At 74.6% G+C, this 21,859-nt stretch carries 20 protein-coding genes; 8 read left to right on the forward strand and 12 right to left on the reverse strand.

Annotation, left to right across the window (positions count from 1 at the left end; translation table 11 throughout):
- Positions 1-74: 74 nt before the first annotated feature.
- Complete coding sequence (locus HDA43_RS19465) at positions 75-668, forward strand: TetR/AcrR family transcriptional regulator (RefSeq protein ID WP_179823737.1); 594 nt, start codon at positions 75-77, stop codon at positions 666-668.
- Between the two features lie 84 nt (positions 669-752).
- Here the strand turns inward: HDA43_RS19465 and HDA43_RS19470 are convergent, their stop codons facing one another.
- Positions 753-1,376 carry a TetR/AcrR family transcriptional regulator gene (locus HDA43_RS19470; RefSeq protein ID WP_179826227.1) on the reverse strand — a complete coding sequence of 208 codons (624 nt, stop codon included), beginning with the start codon at positions 1,374-1,376 and terminating at the stop codon, positions 753-755.
- A gap of 103 nt (positions 1,377-1,479) precedes the next feature.
- Between HDA43_RS19470 and HDA43_RS19475 the strand changes: the two genes are divergently transcribed.
- Positions 1,480-2,691, forward strand: coding sequence for a cytochrome P450 (locus tag HDA43_RS19475; RefSeq protein ID WP_179823739.1), 1,212 nt, complete (start codon positions 1,480-1,482; stop codon positions 2,689-2,691).
- A gap of 79 nt (positions 2,692-2,770) precedes the next feature.
- Here HDA43_RS19475 and HDA43_RS19480 read toward each other — a convergent pair whose 3' ends face one another.
- Positions 2,771-3,037, reverse strand: coding sequence for a DUF3040 domain-containing protein (locus HDA43_RS19480; protein ID WP_179823741.1), 267 nt, complete (start codon positions 3,035-3,037; stop codon positions 2,771-2,773).
- Between the two features lie 93 nt (positions 3,038-3,130).
- On the reverse strand, positions 3,131-4,186 hold the full coding sequence (locus HDA43_RS19485) for a helix-turn-helix transcriptional regulator (protein WP_179823743.1): 1,056 nt from the start codon (positions 4,184-4,186) through the stop codon (positions 3,131-3,133).
- Positions 4,187-4,264: 78 nt separating this feature from the next.
- Here HDA43_RS19485 and HDA43_RS19490 point away from each other — a divergent pair, with 78 nt between their 5' ends.
- The gene (locus HDA43_RS19490) at positions 4,265-5,026 is read left to right on the forward strand and encodes an alpha/beta fold hydrolase (protein WP_179823745.1); all 762 of its coding nucleotides are present in this window, start codon (positions 4,265-4,267) and stop codon (positions 5,024-5,026) included.
- A 107-nt stretch (positions 5,027-5,133) separates the two neighbouring features.
- On the forward strand, positions 5,134-5,628 hold the full coding sequence (locus HDA43_RS19495; RefSeq protein ID WP_179823746.1) for an FBP domain-containing protein: 495 nt from the start codon (positions 5,134-5,136) through the stop codon (positions 5,626-5,628).
- A gap of 10 nt (positions 5,629-5,638) precedes the next feature.
- Here the strand turns inward: HDA43_RS19495 and HDA43_RS19500 are convergent, their stop codons facing one another.
- On the reverse strand, positions 5,639-6,622 hold the full coding sequence (locus tag HDA43_RS19500; protein ID WP_312873442.1) for a GDSL-type esterase/lipase family protein: 984 nt from the start codon (positions 6,620-6,622) through the stop codon (positions 5,639-5,641).
- A 181-nt stretch (positions 6,623-6,803) separates the two neighbouring features.
- On the opposite strand from HDA43_RS19500, the gene HDA43_RS19505 reads away from it, so the two are divergent.
- Complete coding sequence (locus HDA43_RS19505; protein WP_376770513.1) at positions 6,804-8,033, forward strand: isochorismate synthase; 1,230 nt, start codon at positions 6,804-6,806, stop codon at positions 8,031-8,033.
- A 147-nt stretch (positions 8,034-8,180) separates the two neighbouring features.
- Here HDA43_RS19505 and HDA43_RS19510 read toward each other — a convergent pair whose 3' ends face one another.
- The 3 genes from HDA43_RS19510 to HDA43_RS19520 all read right to left on the reverse strand — a co-directional run bounded on the left by HDA43_RS19510 (position 8,181) and on the right by HDA43_RS19520 (position 10,550).
- Complete coding sequence (locus HDA43_RS19510) at positions 8,181-8,819, reverse strand: DedA family protein (protein ID WP_179823750.1); 639 nt, start codon at positions 8,817-8,819, stop codon at positions 8,181-8,183.
- 218 nt (positions 8,820-9,037) lie between these two features.
- Entirely contained in the window at positions 9,038-9,667 is a 630-nt protein-coding gene (locus HDA43_RS19515) for a YigZ family protein (RefSeq protein ID WP_179823752.1), read from the reverse strand.
- A gap of 79 nt (positions 9,668-9,746) precedes the next feature.
- On the reverse strand, positions 9,747-10,550 hold the full coding sequence (locus tag HDA43_RS19520; RefSeq protein ID WP_179823755.1) for an inositol monophosphatase family protein: 804 nt from the start codon (positions 10,548-10,550) through the stop codon (positions 9,747-9,749).
- 180 nt (positions 10,551-10,730) lie between these two features.
- On the opposite strand from HDA43_RS19520, the gene HDA43_RS19525 reads away from it, so the two are divergent.
- From HDA43_RS19525 to HDA43_RS19535, 3 genes are all read left to right on the forward strand, one after another.
- On the forward strand, positions 10,731-11,471 hold the full coding sequence (locus HDA43_RS19525; RefSeq protein ID WP_179823756.1) for a GntR family transcriptional regulator: 741 nt from the start codon (positions 10,731-10,733) through the stop codon (positions 11,469-11,471).
- A gap of 230 nt (positions 11,472-11,701) precedes the next feature.
- Positions 11,702-12,733: a hypothetical protein gene (locus HDA43_RS19530; RefSeq protein WP_179823758.1), complete on the forward strand. Its 1,032-nt coding sequence runs from the start codon at positions 11,702-11,704 to the stop codon at positions 12,731-12,733.
- A 181-nt stretch (positions 12,734-12,914) separates the two neighbouring features.
- The gene (locus HDA43_RS19535) at positions 12,915-15,332 is read left to right on the forward strand and encodes a helix-turn-helix transcriptional regulator (protein WP_179823760.1); all 2,418 of its coding nucleotides are present in this window, start codon (positions 12,915-12,917) and stop codon (positions 15,330-15,332) included.
- Between the two features lie 65 nt (positions 15,333-15,397).
- Here the strand turns inward: HDA43_RS19535 and clpB are convergent, their stop codons facing one another.
- From clpB to dnaK, 5 genes are read right to left on the reverse strand one after another with little or no spacing between them, the layout of a single operon-like run.
- Complete coding sequence (gene clpB, locus HDA43_RS19540; protein WP_179823762.1) at positions 15,398-18,004, reverse strand: ATP-dependent chaperone ClpB; 2,607 nt, start codon at positions 18,002-18,004, stop codon at positions 15,398-15,400.
- A complete protein-coding gene (locus HDA43_RS19545; RefSeq protein ID WP_179823764.1) occupies positions 17,986-18,306 on the reverse strand; it encodes a chaperone modulator CbpM in 321 nt (106 codons plus the stop codon). Before HDA43_RS19545 ends, clpB begins: the two co-directional genes overlap by 19 nt.
- On the reverse strand, positions 18,303-19,283 hold the full coding sequence (locus HDA43_RS19550) for a DnaJ C-terminal domain-containing protein (RefSeq protein ID WP_179823767.1): 981 nt from the start codon (positions 19,281-19,283) through the stop codon (positions 18,303-18,305). Before HDA43_RS19550 ends, HDA43_RS19545 begins: the two co-directional genes overlap by 4 nt.
- Complete coding sequence (locus tag HDA43_RS19555; protein ID WP_179823769.1) at positions 19,283-19,918, reverse strand: nucleotide exchange factor GrpE; 636 nt, start codon at positions 19,916-19,918, stop codon at positions 19,283-19,285. Before HDA43_RS19555 ends, HDA43_RS19550 begins: the two co-directional genes overlap by 1 nt.
- Positions 19,911-21,806 carry a molecular chaperone DnaK gene (dnaK, locus tag HDA43_RS19560; protein ID WP_179823778.1) on the reverse strand — a complete coding sequence of 632 codons (1,896 nt, stop codon included), beginning with the start codon at positions 21,804-21,806 and terminating at the stop codon, positions 19,911-19,913. The genes HDA43_RS19555 and dnaK overlap by 8 nt, the downstream gene beginning before the upstream one ends.
- Between the last annotated feature and the right edge of the window lie 53 nt (positions 21,807-21,859).

The raw sequence follows: 21,859 nt of genomic DNA on the forward strand, positions 1-21,859 counted from the left end.
CGGACACCATACATGCCCAATGGGAAACTTTGCGCATTGAGAACTTATTCCCATTGGGTAAGCTCGTCCGCATCATGGACAGCACACCGGGGCTGCGCGAGCGCAAGAAGGCCGAGACCCGCCAGGCGGTGCACGAGGCCGCGCTGCGGCTCGCCATCGAGCACGGCCTGGACAACGTCACCGTCGAGGCCATCGCCGACGCCGCCAACATCTCCCGCCGGACGTTCTCCAACCACTTCGACGGCAAGGAGGACGCGCTGCTGTACGGCGACGAGCAACGCCTGGGCACCCTGGTACGGCGCGTCCACGAGCAGCCGGCCGGCAGCTCCGCCTGGCAGGCGCTGCGCGGCGCGCTGGAACAGCTCTACGACGAGTCCGATGAGGCCGGCGGCTCCGACCGGGAGCTGCACCTGCGCACCCGCCTGGCCATGCGCCACCCCTCACTCCTGGCCAGGCAGCTGGCCAGCAGGGTCCGGCTGGAGAGCGAGCTGAGCCGGGCGGTGACCGGAAGGGCGCGGCCGAACGGCGTCGACCCCGAGGTGATCACCGCCGCGTTCCTGGCCGCGCTGCGCATCGCCATGCAGTGGTGGTGCGCCGAGCAGGAGAGCCGGACGCTGCGTGAGCTGATGGGCAGGGCGCTGGACCAGATGTCCCGCCCGTTCGGCTGACCGGCCGGGACGGCCCGGCCGGCCGTTCAGCCGGACCCGGCACGGCTCAGGCGGACACGCCGGCGTCGCCGTACCGGGTCCGGCTCAGGCGGACACGCCGGCGTCGCCGCGACCGCCGGGGTCGAGCGCGCTCAGCAGCGGCCACGTCAGGTCGGCCATCCGGCCGGGGGACTGCGGGCACTCGCGCTGGAGCCAGTCGGCGGCCACGCCGATGAGCGCGCCGGCGACGAACGCGGCCAGGACGTCCTGCGACGCCTCCGGCGGGCCGGTGGGCCCGGACGGACGGCCGGCGGCGTCGCGGCGCAGGCGGTCGCGGACGGCCGCGGCGAGGCGGCGGCGGACGTGGTCGGCGACGTGGGCGCTGCCCCGCGGCCCGAGCAGGCCGCGGTAGAGCCCGGCGTGCCCGGCCAGGCTGGCGAAGAAGGCCGCCAGCGACCCGGGCCCCTCCCCTTCCGGATCGGGCCCCGAGGCGGGCAGGAGCCCGATCAGGTCGTCGATCATCGCGGTGCAGGCGGCCTCGGCCAGCTCGTGGACGTCCCGGTAGTGGTCGTAGAAGGCGGTGCGGCTCACCCCGGCGCGTTCGGCGACGTCGGAGACGCTGATCCGCGACAGGTCCCGCTCCTCGGCGAGCTCCAGCAGCGCGCGCGCCAGGGCCGCGCGGGTACGGCGGACGCGCCGGTCACCGGAGGGGACGCCGCCGTCCTTCATCGTGGCCACGCCGTAAGTCTAACCTTGCTTACAACTGTCAGTTATCTTGCAGCTGTAAGATAACGTGGCGGGGTAGCCGACCATCTCTCGAAGGAGACGCCGGATGAGCGCCGAGGAGCAGGTCCTGAACTACCCGATCCCGACCGACGCGGCCCTGGAGCCGCCCGCCGAATGGGCCGAGCTGCGCGGCCGGTGCCCGGTGGCGCCCGTCCGGCTGCCCAGCGGCGACCGGGCGACGCTGCTGACCCGCTACGAGGACGTCAAGCGGGTGCTGGCCGACCCGCGCTTCACCCGCCGGCTCACCGCGCCCGACGCCGCCCGGCTGTCCGCCGAGGGCGGCGGGGTGTTCAGCAGTGAGATGGCGCAGATCATCCCCGACGGCGGCGAGGAGCACCTGCACTGGCGCCGCCTGGTCATCAAGTGGTTCACCGCCAGGCGCATGGCCGCCCTGCGGCCCGCGATGACGCGGATCGCCGAGGACCTCGTCGACGACATGATCAAGCGCGGCGCGCCGGCCGACCTCAAGGCGTCCCTGGGCTTCCCGCTGCCGGTGTACGTGATCTGCGACATGCTCGGCGTGCCCGCCGCCGACCGGGACCGGTTCTCGTACTGGTCCGACACCATGCTCAACCTCACCCGCTACGACGGGGCCGAGATCGCCGCCGCCCAGGGCGAGTTCTTCCGGTACATGTCCGACCACGTCGCGGCCAAGCGCGCCGAGCCGGGCGACGACCTGCTGAGCGAGCTGATCGCGGCCGGCGGCCCCGAGGACGGCGGGCTGTCCGACGTCCAGATCGTGGTCACCGGCATAGCGCTGCTGGTCGCCGGGCACGAGACCACCGCCAACATGATCGGCAAGATGGTCTCCATGCTGCTGGCCGACCGCTCCCGGTGGGAGCGGCTGCTGGCCGACCCGTCGCTGATCCGCACCGCGGTGGAGGAGAGCCTGCGGCTGGACGCCAACTCCGGTTTCGGCCTGCCCCGCTACCTGAACGAGGAGGCCGAGGTCGGCGGCGCGGTCCTGCCCCGCGGCACCACCGTGGTGTGCAGCATGGCCGCCGCCAACCGCGACGAGGACGCCTTCGGCGACGCCGCCGAGATGGACCTGACCCGCAGCCCCAACCAGCACCTGGCCTTCGGCTCCGGCTCCCACTCCTGCCTGGGCCAGGCGCTGGCCCGCACCGAGCTGCAGGTCGTGCTGGAGGTGCTGCTGCGCAGGCTGCCGGCCCTGGAGCTGGCCGTGCCCGCGGCGGAACTGGAGCGGGTGGAGGGGCTGGCCGTCGGCGGCCTGCGCACGGTCCCGGTCCGCTGGTGACCGGCGGCGCCGTACCCGGCGCCTCGTGACGCGCCCGCGCCCCCTCATGAAAGGGCCGGGGGCGACGGCGCGGGGAGGGTCAGAGCGGCAGCGCGGCGGCCTCGTGACGCAGGACGAGGATGAGCAGTGTGGCGATCAGTGTGGCGATCAGCAGCCAGCTCGTCATGAGGACGACCGTCGAGCGGCCCGGCCGCCGCGACGGGCGCTCGCGCCTGCGGCCGTCCTCCTCGCGGCGCCGCACCCGCCTGTCGAACGACTCCAGGCGAGCCGCCAGCCTCGGGTCCTCATCGATGAGGTGGCGTTCGATCCGCAGCAGAATCCGCTCTTCCTCCTGCGACCAGGCCATGCCGCACCTCCCCGGAACGCAAGGCGTGTGCGGGTTTCCTGCCCAATCATGATGATCGTTATCCATTCCCGGGGCTGTTGATTTACGGCTTCTTTACACCGGCGGGCGGTCCCCGGGCGCGGGGACCGCGTCGGCGCAGCGGGCCAGCCGCCCGGCCAGGGCCCGGACCTCCTCGCGCAGCCCGTCGGGGGTGACGACGGTGAACGGCCGGCCCAGCCCGGCCAGCATCAGCGCCATACCGTCCAGCCGCTCGGCCCTGGCGCGCAGCAGGACCCCCCGCGGCGTCGGCGTCAGCGTCGCCACCGACGCCGGCACCCGCTCGCGCGCCTCCGCCGGCGGCATCTCCAGCAGCACCTCCACCTCGTGCCGGTACGGCACGGCCGCCAGCGAGGCGACCACGTGCGCGACCGGGTCGAAGCCGTCCGGCACCTCGAAGGACCGCCGCCCCGCCTCGGGTCCCCGCGCCCGGCCCGGCCGCTCCGCCGGCCCCGGACGCCCGTCCGGCTCCCCGGGCCCGGCGGCCGGCTCCACGCGCTCGACCCGGTCCACCCGGAAGGTGCGCACCTGCCCGCTGGCGTGGTCCAGCCCGGTGACGTACCAGCGGCCGGAGTGGAAGACCAGGCCGTAGGGGTCGAGGTCGCGTTCCGAGGACTCCTGCCGCCAGGAGCGGTAGGCCAGCCGTACCGTGTGCCCGCGCCGGGCCGCCTCGGCCAGGGTCAGCAGCGGGCCGGCCTTCGGGCGGGCCTCCGCCGGGGCCGGGTCCCGGGTGTGCCCGAGCGTGGCCTGGACCGCCTCGACGCGCTCGCGCAGCGCCCGCGGCAGCACCCGCTGGATCTTGGCGAGCGCGCTCTCGGTCGCCGTCTCCCCCACCGACAGCCCGGTCCGCCGCCCGGCCAGCAGCCCCAGCACCACGGCGGCGGCCTCGTCGTCGGTGAACATCAGCGGCGGCAGCCGGTAGCCGGGCAGCAGGCGGTAGCCGCCGTAACGGCCCCGGGCGGCCTCGACCGGCACCCCCAGCTCCGACAGCCGCACCGCGTAGCGGCGCACCGTCCGCTCGTCCACCTCCAGCCGCGCGGCGAGCTCGGGCCCGGTCAGGCCGGGGGCGGCCTGCAGCAGCTCCAGCAGGGCGAGCACCCGGGTGACCGTCATCGAAACTCCTCACTGATCAGGACCGGCTCTGTCCGGATTCGATCCTACGGTGGAGCCGTTCCGACGAAGGAGAGATCGATGAGCACCTATGTCCTGGTACCCGGATTCTGGCTCGGCGCGTGGGCCTGGGAGGAGGTCACCGGGCCGCTGCGCGCGGCCGGGCACGACGTCCACCCCCTCACCCTGACCGGCCTGGGCGACCGCTCCCACCTGGCCGGGCCCGGCGTGGACCTGGAGACCCACATCGACGACATCGTCCAGGCGATCGTCTACGCCGACCTGCGGGAGGTGATCCTGGTGGCCCACAGCGGCGCCGGCGCCCCCGTCACCGGCGCGGCCGACCGGATCCCCGAGCGGATCTCCCGCGTCGTCTACCTCGACAGCGGGCCGATGGCCGACGGCCTGACCCAGCTCGACCTCTACGACCCGGCCCAGCGGGAGTTCGTCGAACACAGCGTCGCCGCCTGCGGGGGGACCGCCTACCCGCCGCCCTCCTGGGAGCAGCACGAGCGCTCCGGCGTCAGCCTGGAGGGGATGGGCGCCGCCGAGCGCGCCAGGTTCACCGCCCGCGCCACCGCGCAGCCGTACGGCACGCTCACCCGGCCGCTGAAGCTCGGCGGCGGCGCGGACCGGCTGCCCAAGACGCTCATCTCCTGCTCCTACCCCCTGGAGCAGGTCCGCGCGCTGGTCGAGGCCGGTCACCCGTACTTCGCCGCGCTCGCCGGGCCCGAGTGGAGCTTCGCCGCGGTGCCCACCGGCCACTGGCCGATGTTCTCCGCGCCCGCGGCCACCGCGGCGGCGCTGGCCGAGCTCGGCGAGCCCGGCGGGCCGCGCGGCTGAGAGATCGGCACGACCGAGAGACCGATGCGACCGGGGACCTGCCCCCGCCTTTCCTAGGCTGATTAATCCTTTGCCTATATCTTTTAGGCAAGGTAGCGTTCCGCGGCATGAAAGCAGTCTCTGAACAGGAGATCCGAGGCTCGTTCGTCAACTGTTCCAAGGGAGAGGCCAAACGGCTGACGCTCCCGCGGGACCTGGCCGAGCGTCCCTGGGACGACCTGGACTTCCTGGGGTGGCTCGATCCGGCCGCCCCCGAACGCGGCTACCTCGTCACCGAGCACGGCGGCGAGGTCGTCGGCGTGGCGCTGCGGCTGGCCGCCCGGCAGCGCGGCGGCCTGCACCGCGGCATGTGCTCCCTGTGCCTGACCATGCACCCGGGCACCGGCGTCTCCCTGATGACCGCCCGCAGGGCGGGCCCGGCCGGCCGCGACAGCAACTCCGTCGGCCTGTACGCCTGCACCGACCTGGACTGCTCGCTGTACGTGCGCGGCAGGAAGCTGCCCGGCCTGGGCGGCCGGCTGCAGGAGTCGCTGACGGTGGAGGAGCAGATCGACCGCACCCGGACCAGGCTGACGGCGTTCCTGGAGAAGGTCCTCACCTGAAGGGACCCGCTCAGGTGACCCGCTCCCCGGCCGGCTCGCGCAGCCAGTCCTCGATCAGCGGGAAGGTCAGCTGGGCGATCAGCCGCTGCCCGGAGGCGCTGGGGTGGAAGAAGTCCCACTTGCTCAGCTGGTCCCGGGTGAAGCGGCAGTCGAACAGCGCGTTGCCGTCGAACCGGCAGGCCGGGCCGTAGGCGGCGCACACCTGCGCCAGCGCGGAGTTGTAGCCGGCGACCCGGGCCCGAACCCGGTCCCGGCGCTCCCGGTCGGCCGGGGCCGTCGAACGCGGCCGGGCCAGCATGCTCGGGCAGATGCGGCCCACCGCCCAGAACGCCCGCGCCGCCACGCTGTTCCTGCCCACCTGCCACAGCCGCCTGAGGTCGGGGACGCTGGCCAGGAACACCCGGACGTCCGGCCGCCCGGCCCGCAGCGTCTCCAGCGCCCCGGCCACCCGCCTGCGGTAGACGTCCACCGGCGTCATCTGCCGCTCGTCGGCCACGCACGCGTCCTGCGCGCCGACCAGCACGGTGACGTAGTCGGCGCGCCGGGCGACGGCCCCGGCCATCTGCCGGGCCAGGTCGGCGCTGGTCGCCCCGGGCACGGCCAGGTTGACGCCGTGCCCGGCGACCGGGGCGCCGCCGCCCAGCAGCCGCAGGTAGTGGCTGCGCACCCGCTCGTCGTCGCCCGTCGCCCAGGACCGCGCCGGGCACGGCACGTACCAGCCGCAGGCGTTGAACCCCGAGCTGATCGAGTCGCCGACCGCCACCATCACCACCGGCCGCCACCCGGCGGGCGCGCCGCGACCGGCCGCCACCGCCCGCGCCGCGACCGGCCGCCCTCCGGCCGCCCGGAACCCCGTCCGGGCCCCCGCCACCCGCACCGGCGCCGGCACCGTCCGCTTCGCCGTCCCCGCCTCCACCGGCCGCGACCCGGCCGCCCGCGCCGGCGCCGCCGGGCAGACGGCCACGAGCGTCACCACGCCTGTGAGCACTGTCACAATCCTGCCGGCCATGGCACCTCCGAGCGGTCGATCACCCCTGTCATGGGATGTATCACCGCAGGACACCGCGGCGCCCTTCGTTGACCGAGCACCATGGCTTTCTTGACGTAACGTGGCGGAGGCACTGATACCGGGGCCGTCGTCGAACACGTTCAGTTTCCGGCATAGAGTGTTCCGGGTGAGTGTCGCGCTCGGACTGACCCGCCCCCTCGTGGTGAGAACCACCCTCGTCGGTGACCCCGGCGACCTGCTCGCGCGACTTCCGGAGGCCGCCCCCTACGCCTGGATCAGGCGCGGCGAGGGGCTGGTCGCCTGGGGTGAGGCCGCGCGTGTGGCCGTGCCGCCCGGCCCCGGCCGCTTCGACTGGGCCCGCCGGTGGCTCTCGGCGATCCTCGGAGAGGCCCACGTCGACGACGGCGTCGGCGTCCCCGGCTCCGGGCCGGTCGCCTTCGGCTCCTTCACCTTCGACCCGGACGCCCACGGCTCGGTCCTCGTCGTCCCCCAGGTCGTCCTCGCCCGCCGCGGCGGCCGCGCCTGGCTGACCACCGTCGGCGACGAACATCTCGACCTGGTCACCCCGCCCGCCGACCCCGGCCGGATCCGCTACGGCGACGGCAGCCTGACCGCCCCGGAGTGGGAGCACGCCGTGGCGCTGGCCGTACGGCAGATCAGGTCCGGGCGGCTGGAGAAGGCCGTGCTGGCCCGCGACCTGACCGCCGTCGCCGAGCGGCCGATCGACGTCCGGCTGCTGCTGTCGCGCCTGGCCTCCCGCTACCCGGAGTGCTACACCTTCTCCTGCGCCGGCCTGGTCGGCGCCACCCCGGAACTGCTGGTCCGCCGCACCGGCGAGACGATCGAGTCGCTGGTGCTGGCCGGCACCGTCTCCCGCGGCACCAGCCAGGCCGACGACGACGCGCGAGGCGCCGGCCTGTTCGCCTCGGAGAAGGACCGCTACGAGCACACCTGCGCGGTGGAGTCGGTGCGCGAGGCGCTGGCCCCGCTGTGCGCGGAGCTGACCGTGCCCACCGAACCCGAGCTGCTGGTCCTGCCCAACGTCCAGCACCTGGCCAGCCCGGTCACCGGCCGCCTGGCCGACGGCGCGTCGGTCCTGGACGTGGTGGCCGCCATGCACCCCACCGCCGCCGTCGGCGGCACCCCCACCCACACGGCGCTCGACGTCATCCGCGAGCTGGAGGGCATGGACCGCGCCGGATACGCCGGCCCGGTCGGCTGGATCGACGCCCGGGGCGACGGAGAGTGGGGCATCGCGCTGCGCTGCGCCCAGATCGAGGGACCCCGGGCCCGGCTGTTCGCCGGCTGCGGCATCATGGGCGACTCCGACCCGGCCGCCGAGCTCGCCGAGGCCCAGGCCAAGCTGCGCGTCATGCAGTACGCCCTGGAGGGCTGAGCCCTTCCCCGGGGGCGCCCTGCCCCGGGGGCCCCGCGGCGGCACGGAGCCCCCGGCCGGGACCACCCGCACGGCGGCTCCGCGGTGACCGTGGTCGGCCCGCCGGGCGGGCTCACCATCTCGAACACCCGGGCCGCCGTCCTCAGCTCAGCGCTCCGCGTGGTGCCTGCCCCGGCGCCGCACCCGGAGCACGACGAACACCACCACGGCCAGCGCCACCACGCCCAGCACCACCTTGGACAGGATCCCGGCGTAGCCCTCCACCAGCTCCCAGTTCTCCCCCAGCAGGTATCCCGCCATCACGAAGACCGTGTTCCAGATGAGACTGCCCAGCGTGGTCAGCGCCAGGAACACCGGGACCGGCATGCGCTCCACCCCCGCCGGAATGGAGATCAGGCTGCGGAAGATGGGGATCATCCGCCCGAAGAACACGGTCTTACGGCCGTGCCGGGCGAACCACGCCTCGGTCTTCTCGATGTCGGAGACGTCCACCAGCGGCAGCCTCCGCGCGATGGCCACCACCCGCGCCCGGCCCAGCAACGCCCCCACCCCGTACAGCGCCACCGCGCCGACCACCGACCCCAGCGTGGTCCAGAAGATCGCCTCGAACAGCGTCATGTCCCCCTTGCTCGCGGTGAATCCCGCCAGCGGCAGGATCACCTCGCTCGGCAACGGCGGGAACAGGTTCTCCAGCGCGATCGCCAACCCCGCTCCCGGGGCTCCCAAGGTCTCCATCAGGCTGACCGCCCAGCCGGCGACTCCGTCGACAGTCGTTGAGGTGCTCATGCCCCGAACCCTACGAAGCCGTGAGCACCCGCGAGAATGCGGGAACCCGGCGGCTCCTCACGGCCTCACCCCACCCCGGGGACGCGGAAAACCCCAGCCCCGCGCCGACCGGCCCGGCCATAGGGCCGCCCGGAAAGTTCCGGGAAACCATGTGATCCATCCCACATCCCCGCACCGGCCCACCGGCCCGGCCGCCCCCGCCGGCTGCGGGCCGCGCGTCACCCGGCCCTCAGGTGGACCGCCTCCCCCTCCTCGACCTCCGCCCGGCCCGCCGTCAGCGTGGCCACCCAGCCGCCGAACACCGGCAGGTCCGCCTCCCGCACCGCGACCGTGAACCGGACCCCCGCCCCGTAACCGACCTCCCGCACCTCGTACGGCGAGGCCCGCAGGTCGCTCTCCAGCCGTCCGGCCCGCACGTGGTCCACGCTCACCGCCACCAGCCGCGCCGGGACCATCTCCACCAGGCGGGCCCGGTCGAGCGTCTTGCCGACCGCCGAGCCGTAGGCCCGCACCAGCCCGCCCGCGCCCAGCTTCACCCCGCCGAAGTACCGCGTCACCACCGCCACCACGTCCGACAGCCCCCGGCGCAGCAGCGTCTCCAGCATGGGAGTGCCGGCGGTGCCGCCGGGTTCGCCGTCGTCGTCGGCCTTCTGGACCCCCCGGTCCCCGCCGATCACGTAGGCCGAGCAGTTGTGCGTGGCGTCGCCGTGGGAGCGCCTGCGCCCGGCGACGAACTCCCGCGCCGCCTCCTCCGAGCCCGCCGGGGCGACCGCGCACAGGAAACGCGACCGCTTGACCTCCGTCTCGTGCTCGATGATCTCGTCCACGGTCAGGTACGGCTGGCTCATCGCACCAGGCTACTCGCCTTTACAATGTAGATTAATAAGAGGTCCCCGGGGGCGCGGTGCCCGGCGGCCCCGCGCCGCCCTACGCCGTCGGCGCGGGGCGGCACACCTCGGCCATCACCGAGCCGGCCAGGTCGAACCCGCCGACGTGGGCGAGGTAGCCGCCGGGGGCGAACAGGGAGTCGCCCAGCGGCAGGTAGACGCCGCCGGCCTGCCGGATCAGCAGCACCCCCGCCGCGACGTCCCACGGCTTGACCCCGGAACCGTAGGCCACGTCCGCCCAGCCGGCGGCGACGTGCGCGAGGTGCAGCGCGGCGCTGCCCGGCCGGCGCACCGAGGCGAACGCCTCCAGCATCCGGCCGAACCGGTCCAGCGACCCGGCCCGGTCGGCGGCCAGGTCACCGGCCGTGGGGTAGCCGCTCAGCAGCATCGCCTCCCGGTCACCCGTCGCGCCCCGGCTGCGCAGCCGTACGCCGTTGCACCAGGCGCCGCCCAGGTCGGCGCGGAACTCGTCGTCGCGCACCGGGTCGTAGACCACCCCCGCCACCGGCTCCTCCCCCACGGCGGCGGCCACCGACACGCAGAAGAACGGCAGCCCGGCGGCGAAGTTGGCCGTCCCGTCGATCGGGTCGACGTACCAGCGCGGCTCACCGGAGCCGGTGGTGCCGCCCTCCTCCCCGATGATCGTGCTGTCCGGGAACCGCCGGGAGATGATCTCCCGGATGGTCTCCTCGGCGGCGCGGTCGTGCTCGGTCACCGGGTCGTGGAAGTCGCGCTTGGTCTCGACCTCGGGCCGGGACCGGAACGCCTTGCGGAGCCGCTCGCCGACCGCGCGGGCGGCCTCCGCCGCGACGTCGCACAGTTCACGCGAGGTGCTCAGGTCCATCGAATCCTCCAGCGGCGTCTGCGGGCCGCGCCGGCCTTCGGCACCCGCATGGTCATCCCATTTTCCCTGATACGTCCCTTTCGCTCCGCCCCGAGCCCCCGGGGCGGGACCGGGGCGAGTTGGTCATGACATTCTGATGTCCGCTACCCTGACCAGGACAGAAGTCCACGGGAGGGCGGCATGAGCGCCGATCTCGGCATCGAGCTGGACAGATCCAGCCCGGTCCCGCTGTACTTCCAGGTTGCCCAGCAGATCTCCGACGCCATCGGGCGCGGTGACCTCGCTCCGGGGGCGCGCCTGGACAACGAGATCGACCTGGCCGATCGCCTGGGGTTGTCGCGGCCGACCGTCCGCCAGGCGATCCAGTACCTCGTGGACAAGGGCCTGCTGGTGCGCAAGCGCGGCGTGGGCACCCAGGTCGTGCAGGGCCGGGTCAACCGCACGGTGGAGCTCACCAGCCTCTACGACGACCTGCGCCGGGCCGGTCAGGAGCCCGCCACCCGGGTGCTGGCCCTGGAGCCGGTCCCGGCCGACGGGGCCCTCGCCGCGACCCTCGGCGTCCCGGACGGCACCGAGGTGCTGCGCCTGGAGCGGATCCGCTACGCCGCCGGGGCGCCGCTGGCGCTGCTGCACAACTGGCTGCCCGTCGGGGTGGCCCCGCTGACCGCCGAACGGCTCACCGAGCGCGGCCTGTACGAGCTGCTGCGCGCGGCGGGGGTGCGGATGCGCGTGGCCAACCAGCGGATGGGGGCGCGGGCGGCCACCGCCGCCGAGGCCAGGCTGCTGGACGAGCGGCGCGGCGCCCCGCTGCTGACGATGCTGCGCACCACCTACGACGACCAGGGCCGGGCCGTGGAGCACGGCTCCCATGTCTACCGGGCCTCGCACTACTCCCTGGAGTTCACGCTCATCGAGCGCTGACGGGCCGCCCTTCGCGGGCCGCGTCGGCGCGGGAGCCGGCGGAGGCGTTCACCCCTCCGGCCGACGGGGTGGAGTGGGCCCACGGCAGGACACCGCCGGTGCGGGCGAAGGCGTACCAGCGGCCTGGGCGTTTTCCGGATGACCACGGTTTCGGGGACATACCCGGTCCGGGCCTAATACGGTGGCTTGTTGACGATCGGCTAAGCCCGTAAGCCTTCCGGAGCCTCTCCATGCGTATCGCAGCGGCAATCCTCTCCTTCGTGCTCGCCATCACCATCCCGCCCGCCCGGCCGGCCACCGCCGCGGTCTCCGCCTCGCCGCTGCCGGGCGGCAAGACCACCTATGTCATCTCACAGGGACATCTGAAGGCCGCCTCCCAGCAGAACTGGGTACGCCTGGGCAGCTACCGCTTCGCCGCGGACGGCACGGTGAGCGCCGCCCTGTACCTATGGTGGCAGCGTCATCCCAGGGCCAGACAGCGCACCGGCACCGTCCCCGATCCGAGCTGCACCACCAGGGCGGGCGGCGTCGCGACGCGTCCCCGCGCCTGCGAGGTGCTCACCGCCGGGGGCTTCACCGGCGCCCCCGACGAGAGCCGCACCGGGACGTACACCGTGGCGGGCGACGTGCTCACCATCCGCTGGAAGATCGCCCAGACATGGACGGAGCAGTGGTACGTGCGGCCCTCGCCTGACGGCAGGCTGGCCCGCCTGGACCTCAAGCAGAGCACGCTGGCCACGCACGGGTACGGCTACGGCAGCAACGCCGCGCTCAGCACCCGCCGCGCGATGAGCTCGGTGAAGGCGTTTCCCGGCTCCCTCAGGCAGGATCTGACGAGCTGGGCGGGCGGCGAACTCGTCACGTCCGGCGATCAGCCGTTCGGCCACTCCGCCTTCCGTTCCTGCGCCGCCACCACCTCGTGCCTGACCTACCTGCAGCCATCCTCGCGCGGCGCGTGTCAGAAGTCGGGCGGCTGCCCCAGATACGGTGGCGGAACGCGCCCCGATGTCAGCTCCATCCAGTACTACCTCACGATGATCTCCAAGACCGACCGCCGCGACACGCTGTGGCACTGGTGCACCTGCCTGGCGATGGAGCGCGGTGAGTTCTGCTACACCGGCAACTCCCACGTCAAACCGCTCATGCAGATCATCGACGACACGGGAGCCTTCCGCGGCTGGGTCGGTGCGGAGGCATCCTTCTCGACCGGCTCCCGGGCGACGGACATGATGGCGGTGCTGCGCATCTCCGACTTCCGCTGAACAGCCGCCACGCCGCCCGGCGGCCCCTTTCCGGCAAAAAGACCGTTGATCTGGGTATTCGTCCGCCTAAATGGGTTTTCCCGGGTGGTCCGCGGCGCAGGAACCCGGTCATGGAAGAGCGGCCGCGTGCCGCGACATGACCTCGAGGTGACCTGCGATTCCGGAAACGCTGGGAACGCCGATGCGCGGACGGGAGCGCGAGCGGGCGGAGGTGCTCCGCCTGCTGGCGGGCGTCCCCGGCCCGGGCGCGCACGTGCTCCTGGTGGAGGGCGAGCCGGGGATCGGCAAGAGCCTCCTGCTGGCCGAGGCGGCGGCAGCGGCGGCCGCCCTCGGGACGGGCGTCGCCACGGGCCGGGCCGACGAGCTGGAACGCATGATGCCCCTGGCGCCGCTGCTGTCGGCGCTGGAGGAGACCACCACCCGCGCCGCGGTCGCCCGGAGCGCCTTCCCCGGGGGGCCGGGGCTGCTGATGTGGCTGGCCGAGCGGGTGAGCACCGCGCTGGAGCGGCGCGCCGCCGCCGGGCCGCTGCTGGTGGCCCTCGACGACCTGCAGTGGGCCGATCCCGTCACGCTCATGGCGCTGCGGACGCTGCCGTCGCGGCTGGCCGGCCATCCGCTGGCGTGGCTGCTGGCGCGCCGCGCCACCGGCGACGACGACGGCGAGCGGCTGTTCGGCCTGCTGGAGCAGGAGGGGGCCGCCCGGATAACGCTGCGCCCGCTGGACGGCGCCGCCGTGGCGCGGGTGGCCGCCGACGCGCTGGGCGCCGTGCCGGACGCGGAGCTGACGGCGCTGGCGGCCCAGGCCGCCGGCAACCCGGCGCTGCTGCTGGCGCTGCTGACCGGGCTGCGCGAGGAGGGCGCCGTCCGGGTGGACACCGGCGTGGCCCGGCCGGCGAATGCGACGGGACCCGCGGGAGAAGCGGCTCCGGCGGGAGCCGGGAGAACCGCGGGAGCCATGGAGGCCGGAGGGACCGGGGAGGCCGGAGATGCCGGGGAGGCCGGAGATGCCGGAGGATGCGGGAGGGCCGGGGCGACCGCGGGATTCGCGGGGACCGGAGCTGTGGCGGGGACGCTGCCCCGGCGGCTGCACGCCGCGGTCCGGCGGCGCCTGGAGGAGGTGAGCCCCCGGACCCGCCACCTGCTGGAGGCCGTCGCGGTGCTCGGGCGGTCCTTCTGCCCCTCCTACGCCGCCGAACTGCTCGGCGAGCCCCCGGCCGCGCTGCTGCCCGCCCTGGACGAGGCCCTGGCCGCCGGGCTGCTGGTGGTCACGCCCGAGGAGCTGGCCTTCCGCCACGAGCTGCTGTGGCGGTCGGTCCTGGCGACGGTCCCGGCCCCGGTACGGCAGGCGCTGCGCCGGCAGGCCGAGCGCGTCCCGCCGCCCGTCGCGCCGGTGGCCGCCGCGTTGCTCGCCTGGGACGAGGGCCGCCTCTCACGCGGTCTGGAGCTGGCCCGCGAGGCCGCCGAGCCGCCACCCGGACTCCCCGGGCCGTCCGGCCGCCGGGATCCCCAGCCGCGGGCCGTGCTCGCGGCGATGCTCATCGACCTGGGGTTGCTCGACGAGGCGGAGAAGATCACCGCGAGCTCCGCGGCCGAGGCGGCGGGCCGGCCCGCGTGGGCCGCCGCGGTCCTGGTGCTGCGCGCCCGGCTCGACCTCGCGGCGGGCCGGGCCGGCGACGCGGCCGAGCAGGCCGAGGCCGCGCTGGCGGCCGCCGCCGGCCTGGACGTCCCGGACCTGGCCTGCCTGGCCCTGTCGGCGCTCGGCGCCGCGGCGCTGCGCGCGGGCGACCTGCCGCGGGCGGTGCGGGCCCTCGCCTCCGGCCAGGCCGCGCGGTCGGCGGGCACGCCGTACGGGCGGCTGCGCGCCGAGCTCACGGCCGGGCGGATCGTCGAGGCGCGGGACGGGGCGGCGGCCGCGATGACGCGGCTCGGCGGGCTCTACGACGGCCTGGCCGGTCACGCCGGAGTGCTGACCGGCGAGCCCGCGGCGGCCGCGTGGCTGGTGCGCACGGCCCTGGCGACCGGGGACCGCCGGCGGGCCGACGAGGTGGTGGCCGCCGCCGAGGACCTGGCCGGGCGCAACCCCTGCCTGCCGGGCCCGCCGGTGGCGGCCGCCCACGCCCGCGGCCTGCGCGACCGCGACCCCGCGGAGCTGGGCCGGGCCGCGGCCGGGTACGCCGACCCGTGGGCCAGGGCGTCGGCCGCCGAGGACCTGGGTGTGCTGCTGGGCGCCGCCCCCGGCCGCCGGGACGCGGCCGTCGGGACGCTCGACGGCGCCCTTTCCGGCTACGGCGGCGTGGGCGCCCGCCGGGACGCGGCCCGGGTACGGCGCAGGCTGCGCGAGCTGGGCGAACGGCGGCGCCACTGGGAGCGCGTCGACCACCCCGACTCCGGCTGGTCCAGCCTCACCGGCACCGAGCGCGCCGTCTGCGACCTGGTGTCCCAGGGGCTGACCAACCGGCAGGCCGCCGAGCAGATGTTCGTCAGCGAGCACACCGTCGCCTTCCACCTGCGGCAGATCTTCCGCAAGCTCGGCGTCCGCTCCCGGGTCGAGCTGGCCCGGCTGGCCGCCCTGTCGGCCGCCGGCCCGGACGGGGGCTGACCCGGCGGCTCCGCCGGCCGCCGCCGACCACCGCCGGGACCCGCGGGAGCCGAACTCGGGCGGGGTCAGCCGAAGGAGACGGTCAGCTCCCCGCCGGACAGGTCCACCCGCACCACCGTGCCCTCGCCGACGTCCCCGGTCAGCAGCGCGCGCCCGATGCGGGTCTCCACCTCCCGGGAGATGAACCGGCGCAGCGGCCGCGCGCCGTACACCGGGTCGTAGCCGCGCTCGGCGATGTGGCGGCGCGCCTCGGCGGACAGCTCCAGCCGCATGCCGCGCTCGCCGAGGCGCACGCGCAGCTCGGTGAACATCAGGTCGACGATGTGCTCGATCTCCCCCATGGTGAGCGGCTTGAAGATCACGATGTCGTCGACGCGGTTGAGGAACTCCGGGCGGAAGTGCCCGCGCAGCTCCGCCATGACCTGCTCCTGCACGTCCTGCTTGATCTCCCCGCCGGGCGTGACGCCCTCCAGCAGGTACATCGAGCCGATGTTGGACGTCATGATCAGCACGGTGTTGCGGAAGTCGACGGTACGGCCCTGGGCGTCGGTGAGCCGCCCGTCGTCCAGGACCTGCAGCAGGGTGTTGAAGACGTCGGGGTGGGCCTTCTCCACCTCGTCGAACAGCACCACCGAGTACGGCTTGCGCCGCACCGCCTCGGTGAGCTGCCCGCCCTCCTCGAAGCCGACGTATCCCGGCGGCGCGCCGACCAGGCGGCTGACGGTGTGGCGCTCCTGGTACTCGCTCATGTCGACGCGCACCATGTTGTCCTCGGTGTCGAACAGGGCCTCCGCCAGGGCTTTGGCCAGCTCGGTCTTGCCGACGCCGGTCGGGCCCAGGAAGATGAACGACCCGATCGGCCGGCGCGGGTCCTTGATGCCGGAGCGGGCCCGGATGACGGCGTCGGCCACCAGCCGCACCGCCTCGTCCTGGCCGATGACCCGCTCGTGCAGCACCTGGTCCAGGTGCAGCAGCTTCTCGCGCTCGCCCTCCTTCAGCCGGCTCACCGGGATGCCCGTCCACCGGGCGACGATCATGGAGATCTCGTCCTCGGTGACGACCTCGCGCAGCAGCCGCCCGGCGCCCTGCTTCTCGCGCAGGCTCTCCTCCTCGGCGCGCAGCCGGCGTTCCAGCTCGGGCAGCCGGCCGTGGCGCAGCTCGGCGGCGCGGTTGAGGTCGTAGTCGCGCTCGGCCCGCTCGGCCTCGATGCGGACCCGCTCGATCTCCTCGCGCAGCGACTGCACCCGGCGCAGCACCTGCCGTTCGGCCTCCCACTGGGCGCGCATCGCGTCGGCCTCCGCGCGCAGGCCGGTGAGCTCCCCGCGCAGCTCCGCGAGGCGGGCGGCGCTGGCGGCGTCCTCCTCCTTGCCCAGCGCGGCCTCCTCGATCTCCAGCCGCGTCACCCTGCGGGTCAGCTCGTCCAGCTCGGCGGGCATCGAGTCGATCTCCGTACGGAGCATCGCGCACGCCTCGTCCACCAGGTCGATGGCCTTGTCGGGCAGGAACCGGTCGGAGATGTAGCGGTGGCTCAGCACGACGGCGGCGACCAGCGCGGCATCCTGGATGGTCACCCCGTGGAAGACCTCCAGCCGCTCGCGCAGGCCACGCAGGATCGAGATGGCGTCCTCGACCGACGGCTCGTCGACCATCACCGGCTGGAAGCGGCGCTCCAAAGCGGCGTCCTTCTCGATGTGCCTGCGGTACTCGTCGAGGGTGGTCGCGCCGATCAGGTGCAGCTCGCCGCGGGCCAGCATGGGCTTGAGCATGTTCCCGGCGTCCATGGCGCCCTCGGCCGCGCCGGCGCCGACGACCGTGTGCAGCTCGTCGACGAACAGCAGGATCCGGCCCTCGGCCGCGGCGACCTCGGTGAGCACCGCCTTGAGGCGTTCTTCGAACTCACCCCGGTACTTCGCTCCGGCGACCAGTGCCCCCATGTCGAGACTGAAGATCGTCTTGTCCCGCAGGCCCTCGGGCACGTCGCCGTCGGCGATCCGCTGGGCCAGTCCCTCGACGATCGCGGTCTTGCCGACGCCGGGGTCGCCGACCAGCACCGGGTTGTTCTTGGTCTTGCGCGACAGGATCTGGATGACGCGGCGGATCTCGGTGTCGCGGCCGACGACGGGGTCCAGCCGCCCGGAGGAGGCGGCGGCCACCAGGTCCTGCCCGTACTTGACGAGCGCCTCGTAGGCGGCCTCCGGCATGGCGGAGGTGACCCGCTGGTGGCCGCGGACCTCGGTGAGCGCCCGCAGGAAGCGTTCCCGGTCGAGTCTCTGCCCGGCCAGCAGCCGCCCGGCGGACGTCTCCGATCCCTCCTCCAGCAGGGCCACCAGGAGGTGCTCGACCGAGACGTACTCGTCCTTCAGCCGGTCGGACTCCCGCCTGGCCGCCTCCAGCAGGCGCGACAGCCGCTGCGTCACCCGGATCCGCCCGGGCTCGACGCCGGGCCCGGCGACCCGGGGGCGGCGGGCGAGATCGGCCTCCACCTCCTCCCGCAGCCGCCCCGGGTCGGCGCCGGCGCGTGAGATCAGCCGGGGCACCAGCCCCTCGGGCTGGTCCAGCAGCGCCAGCAGCAGGTGCTCGCCGTCGACGTCCTGGTGACCGTGGCGCAGCGCGGCGGTCTGCGCGTCGTGCAGCGCCTCCTGCGACTTCTCCGTCAGCCGGTTGAGATCCACGGCGTGCCTCCTGCGGGCCGGGAACGGGTGCGGGCGGCGGCCTCCAGCTCGGCGATCCGGTCGAGCAGGTCGATCACCAGGCCGAGGGCGGCGTAGTTGAGGGCGAACCCGGCGCGCAGCCGCTGGATCCGCGCCATGGCCCGCAGCTGGGACTCCTCGAACCACAGGGTCCCCGACGGGTCGGTGCGGGCCTGCAGCGCGCCGAGGACGACCAGGCGGCGCGGCAGCTCCGGGTGGACGCCCGCGGCGCGGGCGAAGGTCTCCAGGTCCAGCCGCCGGGGCCGGGCCAGGGCGTAGGTCACCGCCGCCTCCTCGGGTCGTAGGACGAGGCGGCGGCCAGCCGCTCGAACAGCTCGCGCTCCTCGCCGGACAGGTGCGGCGGAACCGCGATCCGCACCTCGGCGAGCAGGTCCCCGGGCGTGCCGCGGGGGTTGGGCATCCCCCGGCCGCGCAGTCTCAGCCGTCGCCCGCTGGAGGTGCCCGCGGGCACCTTGACCTTGGTCTCGCCGCCGGGGGTGTCGACGGTGACGGCCGCGCCGAGCGCCGCCTCCCACGGGGTCACCGGCAGCCGGACGTGGATGTCGCGCCCCTCGACCCGGTAGCGGGGGTGCGGCGCGATGGAGACGATCAGGTAGAGGTCGCCCGGCGGCGCGCCGCCGGTGCCCCGGCCGCCCTGTCCGGCCAGCCGGACGCGCTGCCCGTCGGTCACCCCCGGCGGGATGTCCACCTGGAGGGTACGGCCGCCCACGGCGATGGACCGGCGGCCGCCGCGGTAGGCCTCCTCGACGGTCAGCTCGATCCCGGCCTCCTGGTCTGCGCCCGGGATCGGCCCCCAGCCCCGCCCGGCCCGGCCCGCGCGGCCCGCCCGCCCGGCACCGCCCGCCCGGCCGGTGAACAGGCCCTGCAGCAGGTCGTCGAGGTCGATGCCCTCGCCGAACTCCACGCCCGGCCCGAAGCCCTCCGGTCCCATGCCCCCGGCGCCGGTCCGCGTGCCCCGCCCGGCGCGGGCCGCCCTGGCGCGCGCCCAGGTCTCCGGGTCCACGTCCTCGGGCACCTGGCGGAACTCCGGGCCGAAGGCGTCGTAGCGGCGGCGGGTCGCCGGGTCCGACAGCACGCTGTAGGCCTCGGAGATGTCCTTGAACCGGTCCTCGGCCGCCGGGTCCTTGTTGACGTCGGGGTGGTTCTCCCTGGCGAGCCTGCGGTAGGCGCGCTGGATCTCCTCCTGGCCCGCTCCCCTGGGGACCCCGAGGATCTCGTAGAAGTCGCGGGCGGGCGGCATCATTCCGCCTTGGAGACCACGACCTGGGCGGGTCGCAGCTGCCGCTCGCCGTCGCCATAGCCGGGCCGCACGACGGCGACGACCGTCCCGGCGGGCACATCCTCGCGCGGGACCGCCGCCACCGCCTCGTGCCGGGCCGGGTCGAACGTCTCCCAGGTGTCGTCCCGGCGCGGGAACCCCAGGTGGGCCAGGACTGTCAGGCCCTGCTGCAGCACCGCCCGCAGGCCCTCGGCGAGGGAGGCGGGGTCGCCCTCGGCGTGTTCCAGGGCGCGTTCCAGGTTGTCCAGCACGGGCAGCCACTCCCCGGCCGCCCTGACCTGCTCCTCCAGCCGCACCCGCTCGGCGTCGCGGCTGACGCGCTTGCGGAGGTTGTCGAGGTCGGCCAGGGCGCGCTTCCAGCGGTCCTCCAGCTCGGCGACCCGGTCCCGCAGCCCGGCCGCCTCCGCCTCAGCCGCCGCCTCGGCCCCGGTCTCCGCACCGGTGGCCGGTCCCCCGGCCCGGCCGGCACTCCGGTCCGCGCCCTGGCCCGCGGCCCGGTCCGCCGCCCGGTCCGTGGTCTGTCCCTCGGACGGCTCCGCGGGCGGCCCGGCGGGCGGTCCCGCGGCGGTGCCCTCCCACTCCAGCGGGTCACTCATCGGTCGTGAACTCCGCGTCGATGACGTCCTCGTCCCCACCGGCGCCCGGCCCGGCACCGGCGGTGCCCGTGCCGACCCCCGGCCCCGCCCCGACCCCGGCCGCGCTCAGGCCCTGGTAGACCTGCCGCAGGTCCTCGGCCAGCGACCGCAGCCGCTCCAGCGGGGTGTCCTGCCGCTCGATCGCCCCGCGGGCCTCGGAGACGAGCATCTCGGCCCGCGCCTTCTCGTGCACCGGGGCGGCGTCCCCCAGCTCCCGCAGGCGGCGTTCCACCTGGTAGGCGGCGCTGTCGACGGTGTTGCGGGCATCGACCGCCTCGCGCAGCCGCCGGTCCTCGTCGCGGTGCCGCTCGGCGTCGCTCACCATCCGCTCGATCTCCCCCTGGTCGAGGGTCGAGCTCTCGCTGATCGTGATGCGCTGCTCGGCGCCGGTGTCCTTGTCCCGGGCGGAGACGTTCAGGATGCCGTTGGCGTCGATGTCGTAGGTCACCTCGATCTGCGGCTCGCCGCGCGGCGCGGGCCTGATGTTCTCCAGCCGGAACCGGCCCAGCACCCGGTTGTCGGCGGCGCGCTCGCGCTCCCCCTGCAGCACCACCACGTCCACCGCGCTCTGGCCGTCCTCGGCGGTGCTGAACACCTCGGTACGGCGGGCCGGGATCGTCGTGTTGCGGTCGATGACCTTCGTCATGATCCCGCCGAGGGTCTCGATGCCCAGCGACAGCGGGGTAACGTCGAGCAGGACGACGTCCTTCAGCTCGCCCTTGATGACGGCCGCCTGGACCGCGGCGCCCAGCGCCACGACCTCGTCGGGGTTGACCGTCATGTTGGGTTCCTTGCCGCCGGTCATGCGGCGCACCAGCTCCTGTACGGCGGGCATCCGGGTCGAGCCGCCGACCAGGATCACCTCGTCGATGTCGGCCGCGGTGAGCCGGGCGTCGGACATGGCCTGCTCCACCGGCCCCCGGCACCGTTCCAGCAGGTCGGCGGTGATCTCCTCGAACGTCGCCCGCCGCAGCGTGGTGTTCAGGTGCTTGGGCCCGCTCGCGTCCGCGGTGATGAACGGCAGGCTGATCTGCGTCTGGGTGACGGCCGACAGCTCCACCTTCGCCTTCTCCGCCGCCTCGAAAAGCCGCTGCAGCGCCTGGGGGTCGCCGCGCAGGTCGATGCCGGTGTCGCGCTGGAACTCGTCGGCCAGCCGGTCGACGATGCGCCGGTCGAAGTCGTCGCCGCCCAGGTGGGTGTCGCCGGCGGTCGCCCGCACCTCGACGACGCCCTCGCCGACGGTCAGCACGCTGACGTCGAACGTGCCGCCGCCCAGGTCGAAGACCAGGACGGTCTCGTTCTCCTTGCGGTCCATGCCGTAGGCGAGCGCCGCCGCGGTGGGCTCGTTGATGATCCTCAGCACCTCCAGGCCCGCGATCTTCCCCGCGTCCTTGGTCGCCTGGCGCTGGGAGTCGTTGAAGTAGGCCGGTACGGTGATGACCGCCTCGGTGACCTTCTCCCCCAGGAACTTCGAGGCGTCGTCGACGAGCTTGCGCAGGACCTGGGCGGCGATCTCCTCGGGCGCGTACGGCTTGCCGCGCACGTCGAAGCGGACCGCGCCGTCCGGGCCGGACACCACGTCGAAGGAGACGGCGTTGATCTCGCTGGAGACCTCGTCGTAGCGGCGGCCGATGAACCGCTTGGCGGAGTAGATCGTCCCCTTGGGATTGAGGATCGCCTGCCGCCGGGCCAGCTGGCCGACCAGGCGCTCGCCCTCCGGGGTGAAGGCCACGACCGACGGCGTCGTCCGCGACCCTTCGGCGTTGGGGATGACCGTGGGCGTGTCGCCCTCCATCGTGGCGATCACCGAGTTGGTGGTTCCCAGGTCGATCCCGACTGCTTTGGCCATGCTGACCTCCGACGAGTGCGCTCTGGCCTCCGGCGGGCGGGCGCCCCGCGGGA

This window comes from Streptosporangium sandarakinum, assembly GCF_013409935.1.
Classification (GTDB): Bacteria; Actinomycetota; Actinomycetes; order Streptosporangiales; family Streptosporangiaceae; genus Streptosporangium; species Streptosporangium nondiastaticum.

What these genes read in the sequence shown, in the direction of transcription:
- HDA43_RS19465 (WP_179823737.1), top strand. Translation starts at nt 75, where the DNA reads ATGGACAGCACACCGGGGCTGCGCGAGCGCAAGAAGGCCGAGACCCGC.
- HDA43_RS19470 (WP_179826227.1), bottom strand. Translation starts at nt 1,376, where the DNA reads ATGAAGGACGGCGGCGTCCCCTCCGGTGACCGGCGCGTCCGCCGTACC.
- HDA43_RS19475 (WP_179823739.1), top strand. Translation starts at nt 1,480, where the DNA reads ATGAGCGCCGAGGAGCAGGTCCTGAACTACCCGATCCCGACCGACGCG.
- HDA43_RS19480 (WP_179823741.1), bottom strand. Translation starts at nt 3,037, where the DNA reads ATGGCCTGGTCGCAGGAGGAAGAGCGGATTCTGCTGCGGATCGAACGC.
- HDA43_RS19485 (WP_179823743.1), bottom strand. Translation starts at nt 4,186, where the DNA reads ATGACGGTCACCCGGGTGCTCGCCCTGCTGGAGCTGCTGCAGGCCGCC.
- HDA43_RS19490 (WP_179823745.1), top strand. Translation starts at nt 4,265, where the DNA reads ATGAGCACCTATGTCCTGGTACCCGGATTCTGGCTCGGCGCGTGGGCC.
- HDA43_RS19495 (WP_179823746.1), top strand. Translation starts at nt 5,134, where the DNA reads ATGAAAGCAGTCTCTGAACAGGAGATCCGAGGCTCGTTCGTCAACTGT.
- HDA43_RS19510 (WP_179823750.1), bottom strand. Translation starts at nt 8,819, where the DNA reads ATGAGCACCTCAACGACTGTCGACGGAGTCGCCGGCTGGGCGGTCAGC.
- HDA43_RS19515 (WP_179823752.1), bottom strand. Translation starts at nt 9,667, where the DNA reads ATGAGCCAGCCGTACCTGACCGTGGACGAGATCATCGAGCACGAGACG.
- HDA43_RS19520 (WP_179823755.1), bottom strand. Translation starts at nt 10,550, where the DNA reads ATGGACCTGAGCACCTCGCGTGAACTGTGCGACGTCGCGGCGGAGGCC.
- HDA43_RS19525 (WP_179823756.1), top strand. Translation starts at nt 10,731, where the DNA reads ATGAGCGCCGATCTCGGCATCGAGCTGGACAGATCCAGCCCGGTCCCG.
- HDA43_RS19530 (WP_179823758.1), top strand. Translation starts at nt 11,702, where the DNA reads ATGCGTATCGCAGCGGCAATCCTCTCCTTCGTGCTCGCCATCACCATC.
- HDA43_RS19535 (WP_179823760.1), top strand. Translation starts at nt 12,915, where the DNA reads ATGCGCGGACGGGAGCGCGAGCGGGCGGAGGTGCTCCGCCTGCTGGCG.
- HDA43_RS19550 (WP_179823767.1), bottom strand. Translation starts at nt 19,283, where the DNA reads ATGCCGCCCGCCCGCGACTTCTACGAGATCCTCGGGGTCCCCAGGGGA.
- HDA43_RS19555 (WP_179823769.1), bottom strand. Translation starts at nt 19,918, where the DNA reads ATGAGTGACCCGCTGGAGTGGGAGGGCACCGCCGCGGGACCGCCCGCC.
- dnaK (WP_179823778.1), bottom strand. Translation starts at nt 21,806, where the DNA reads ATGGCCAAAGCAGTCGGGATCGACCTGGGAACCACCAACTCGGTGATC.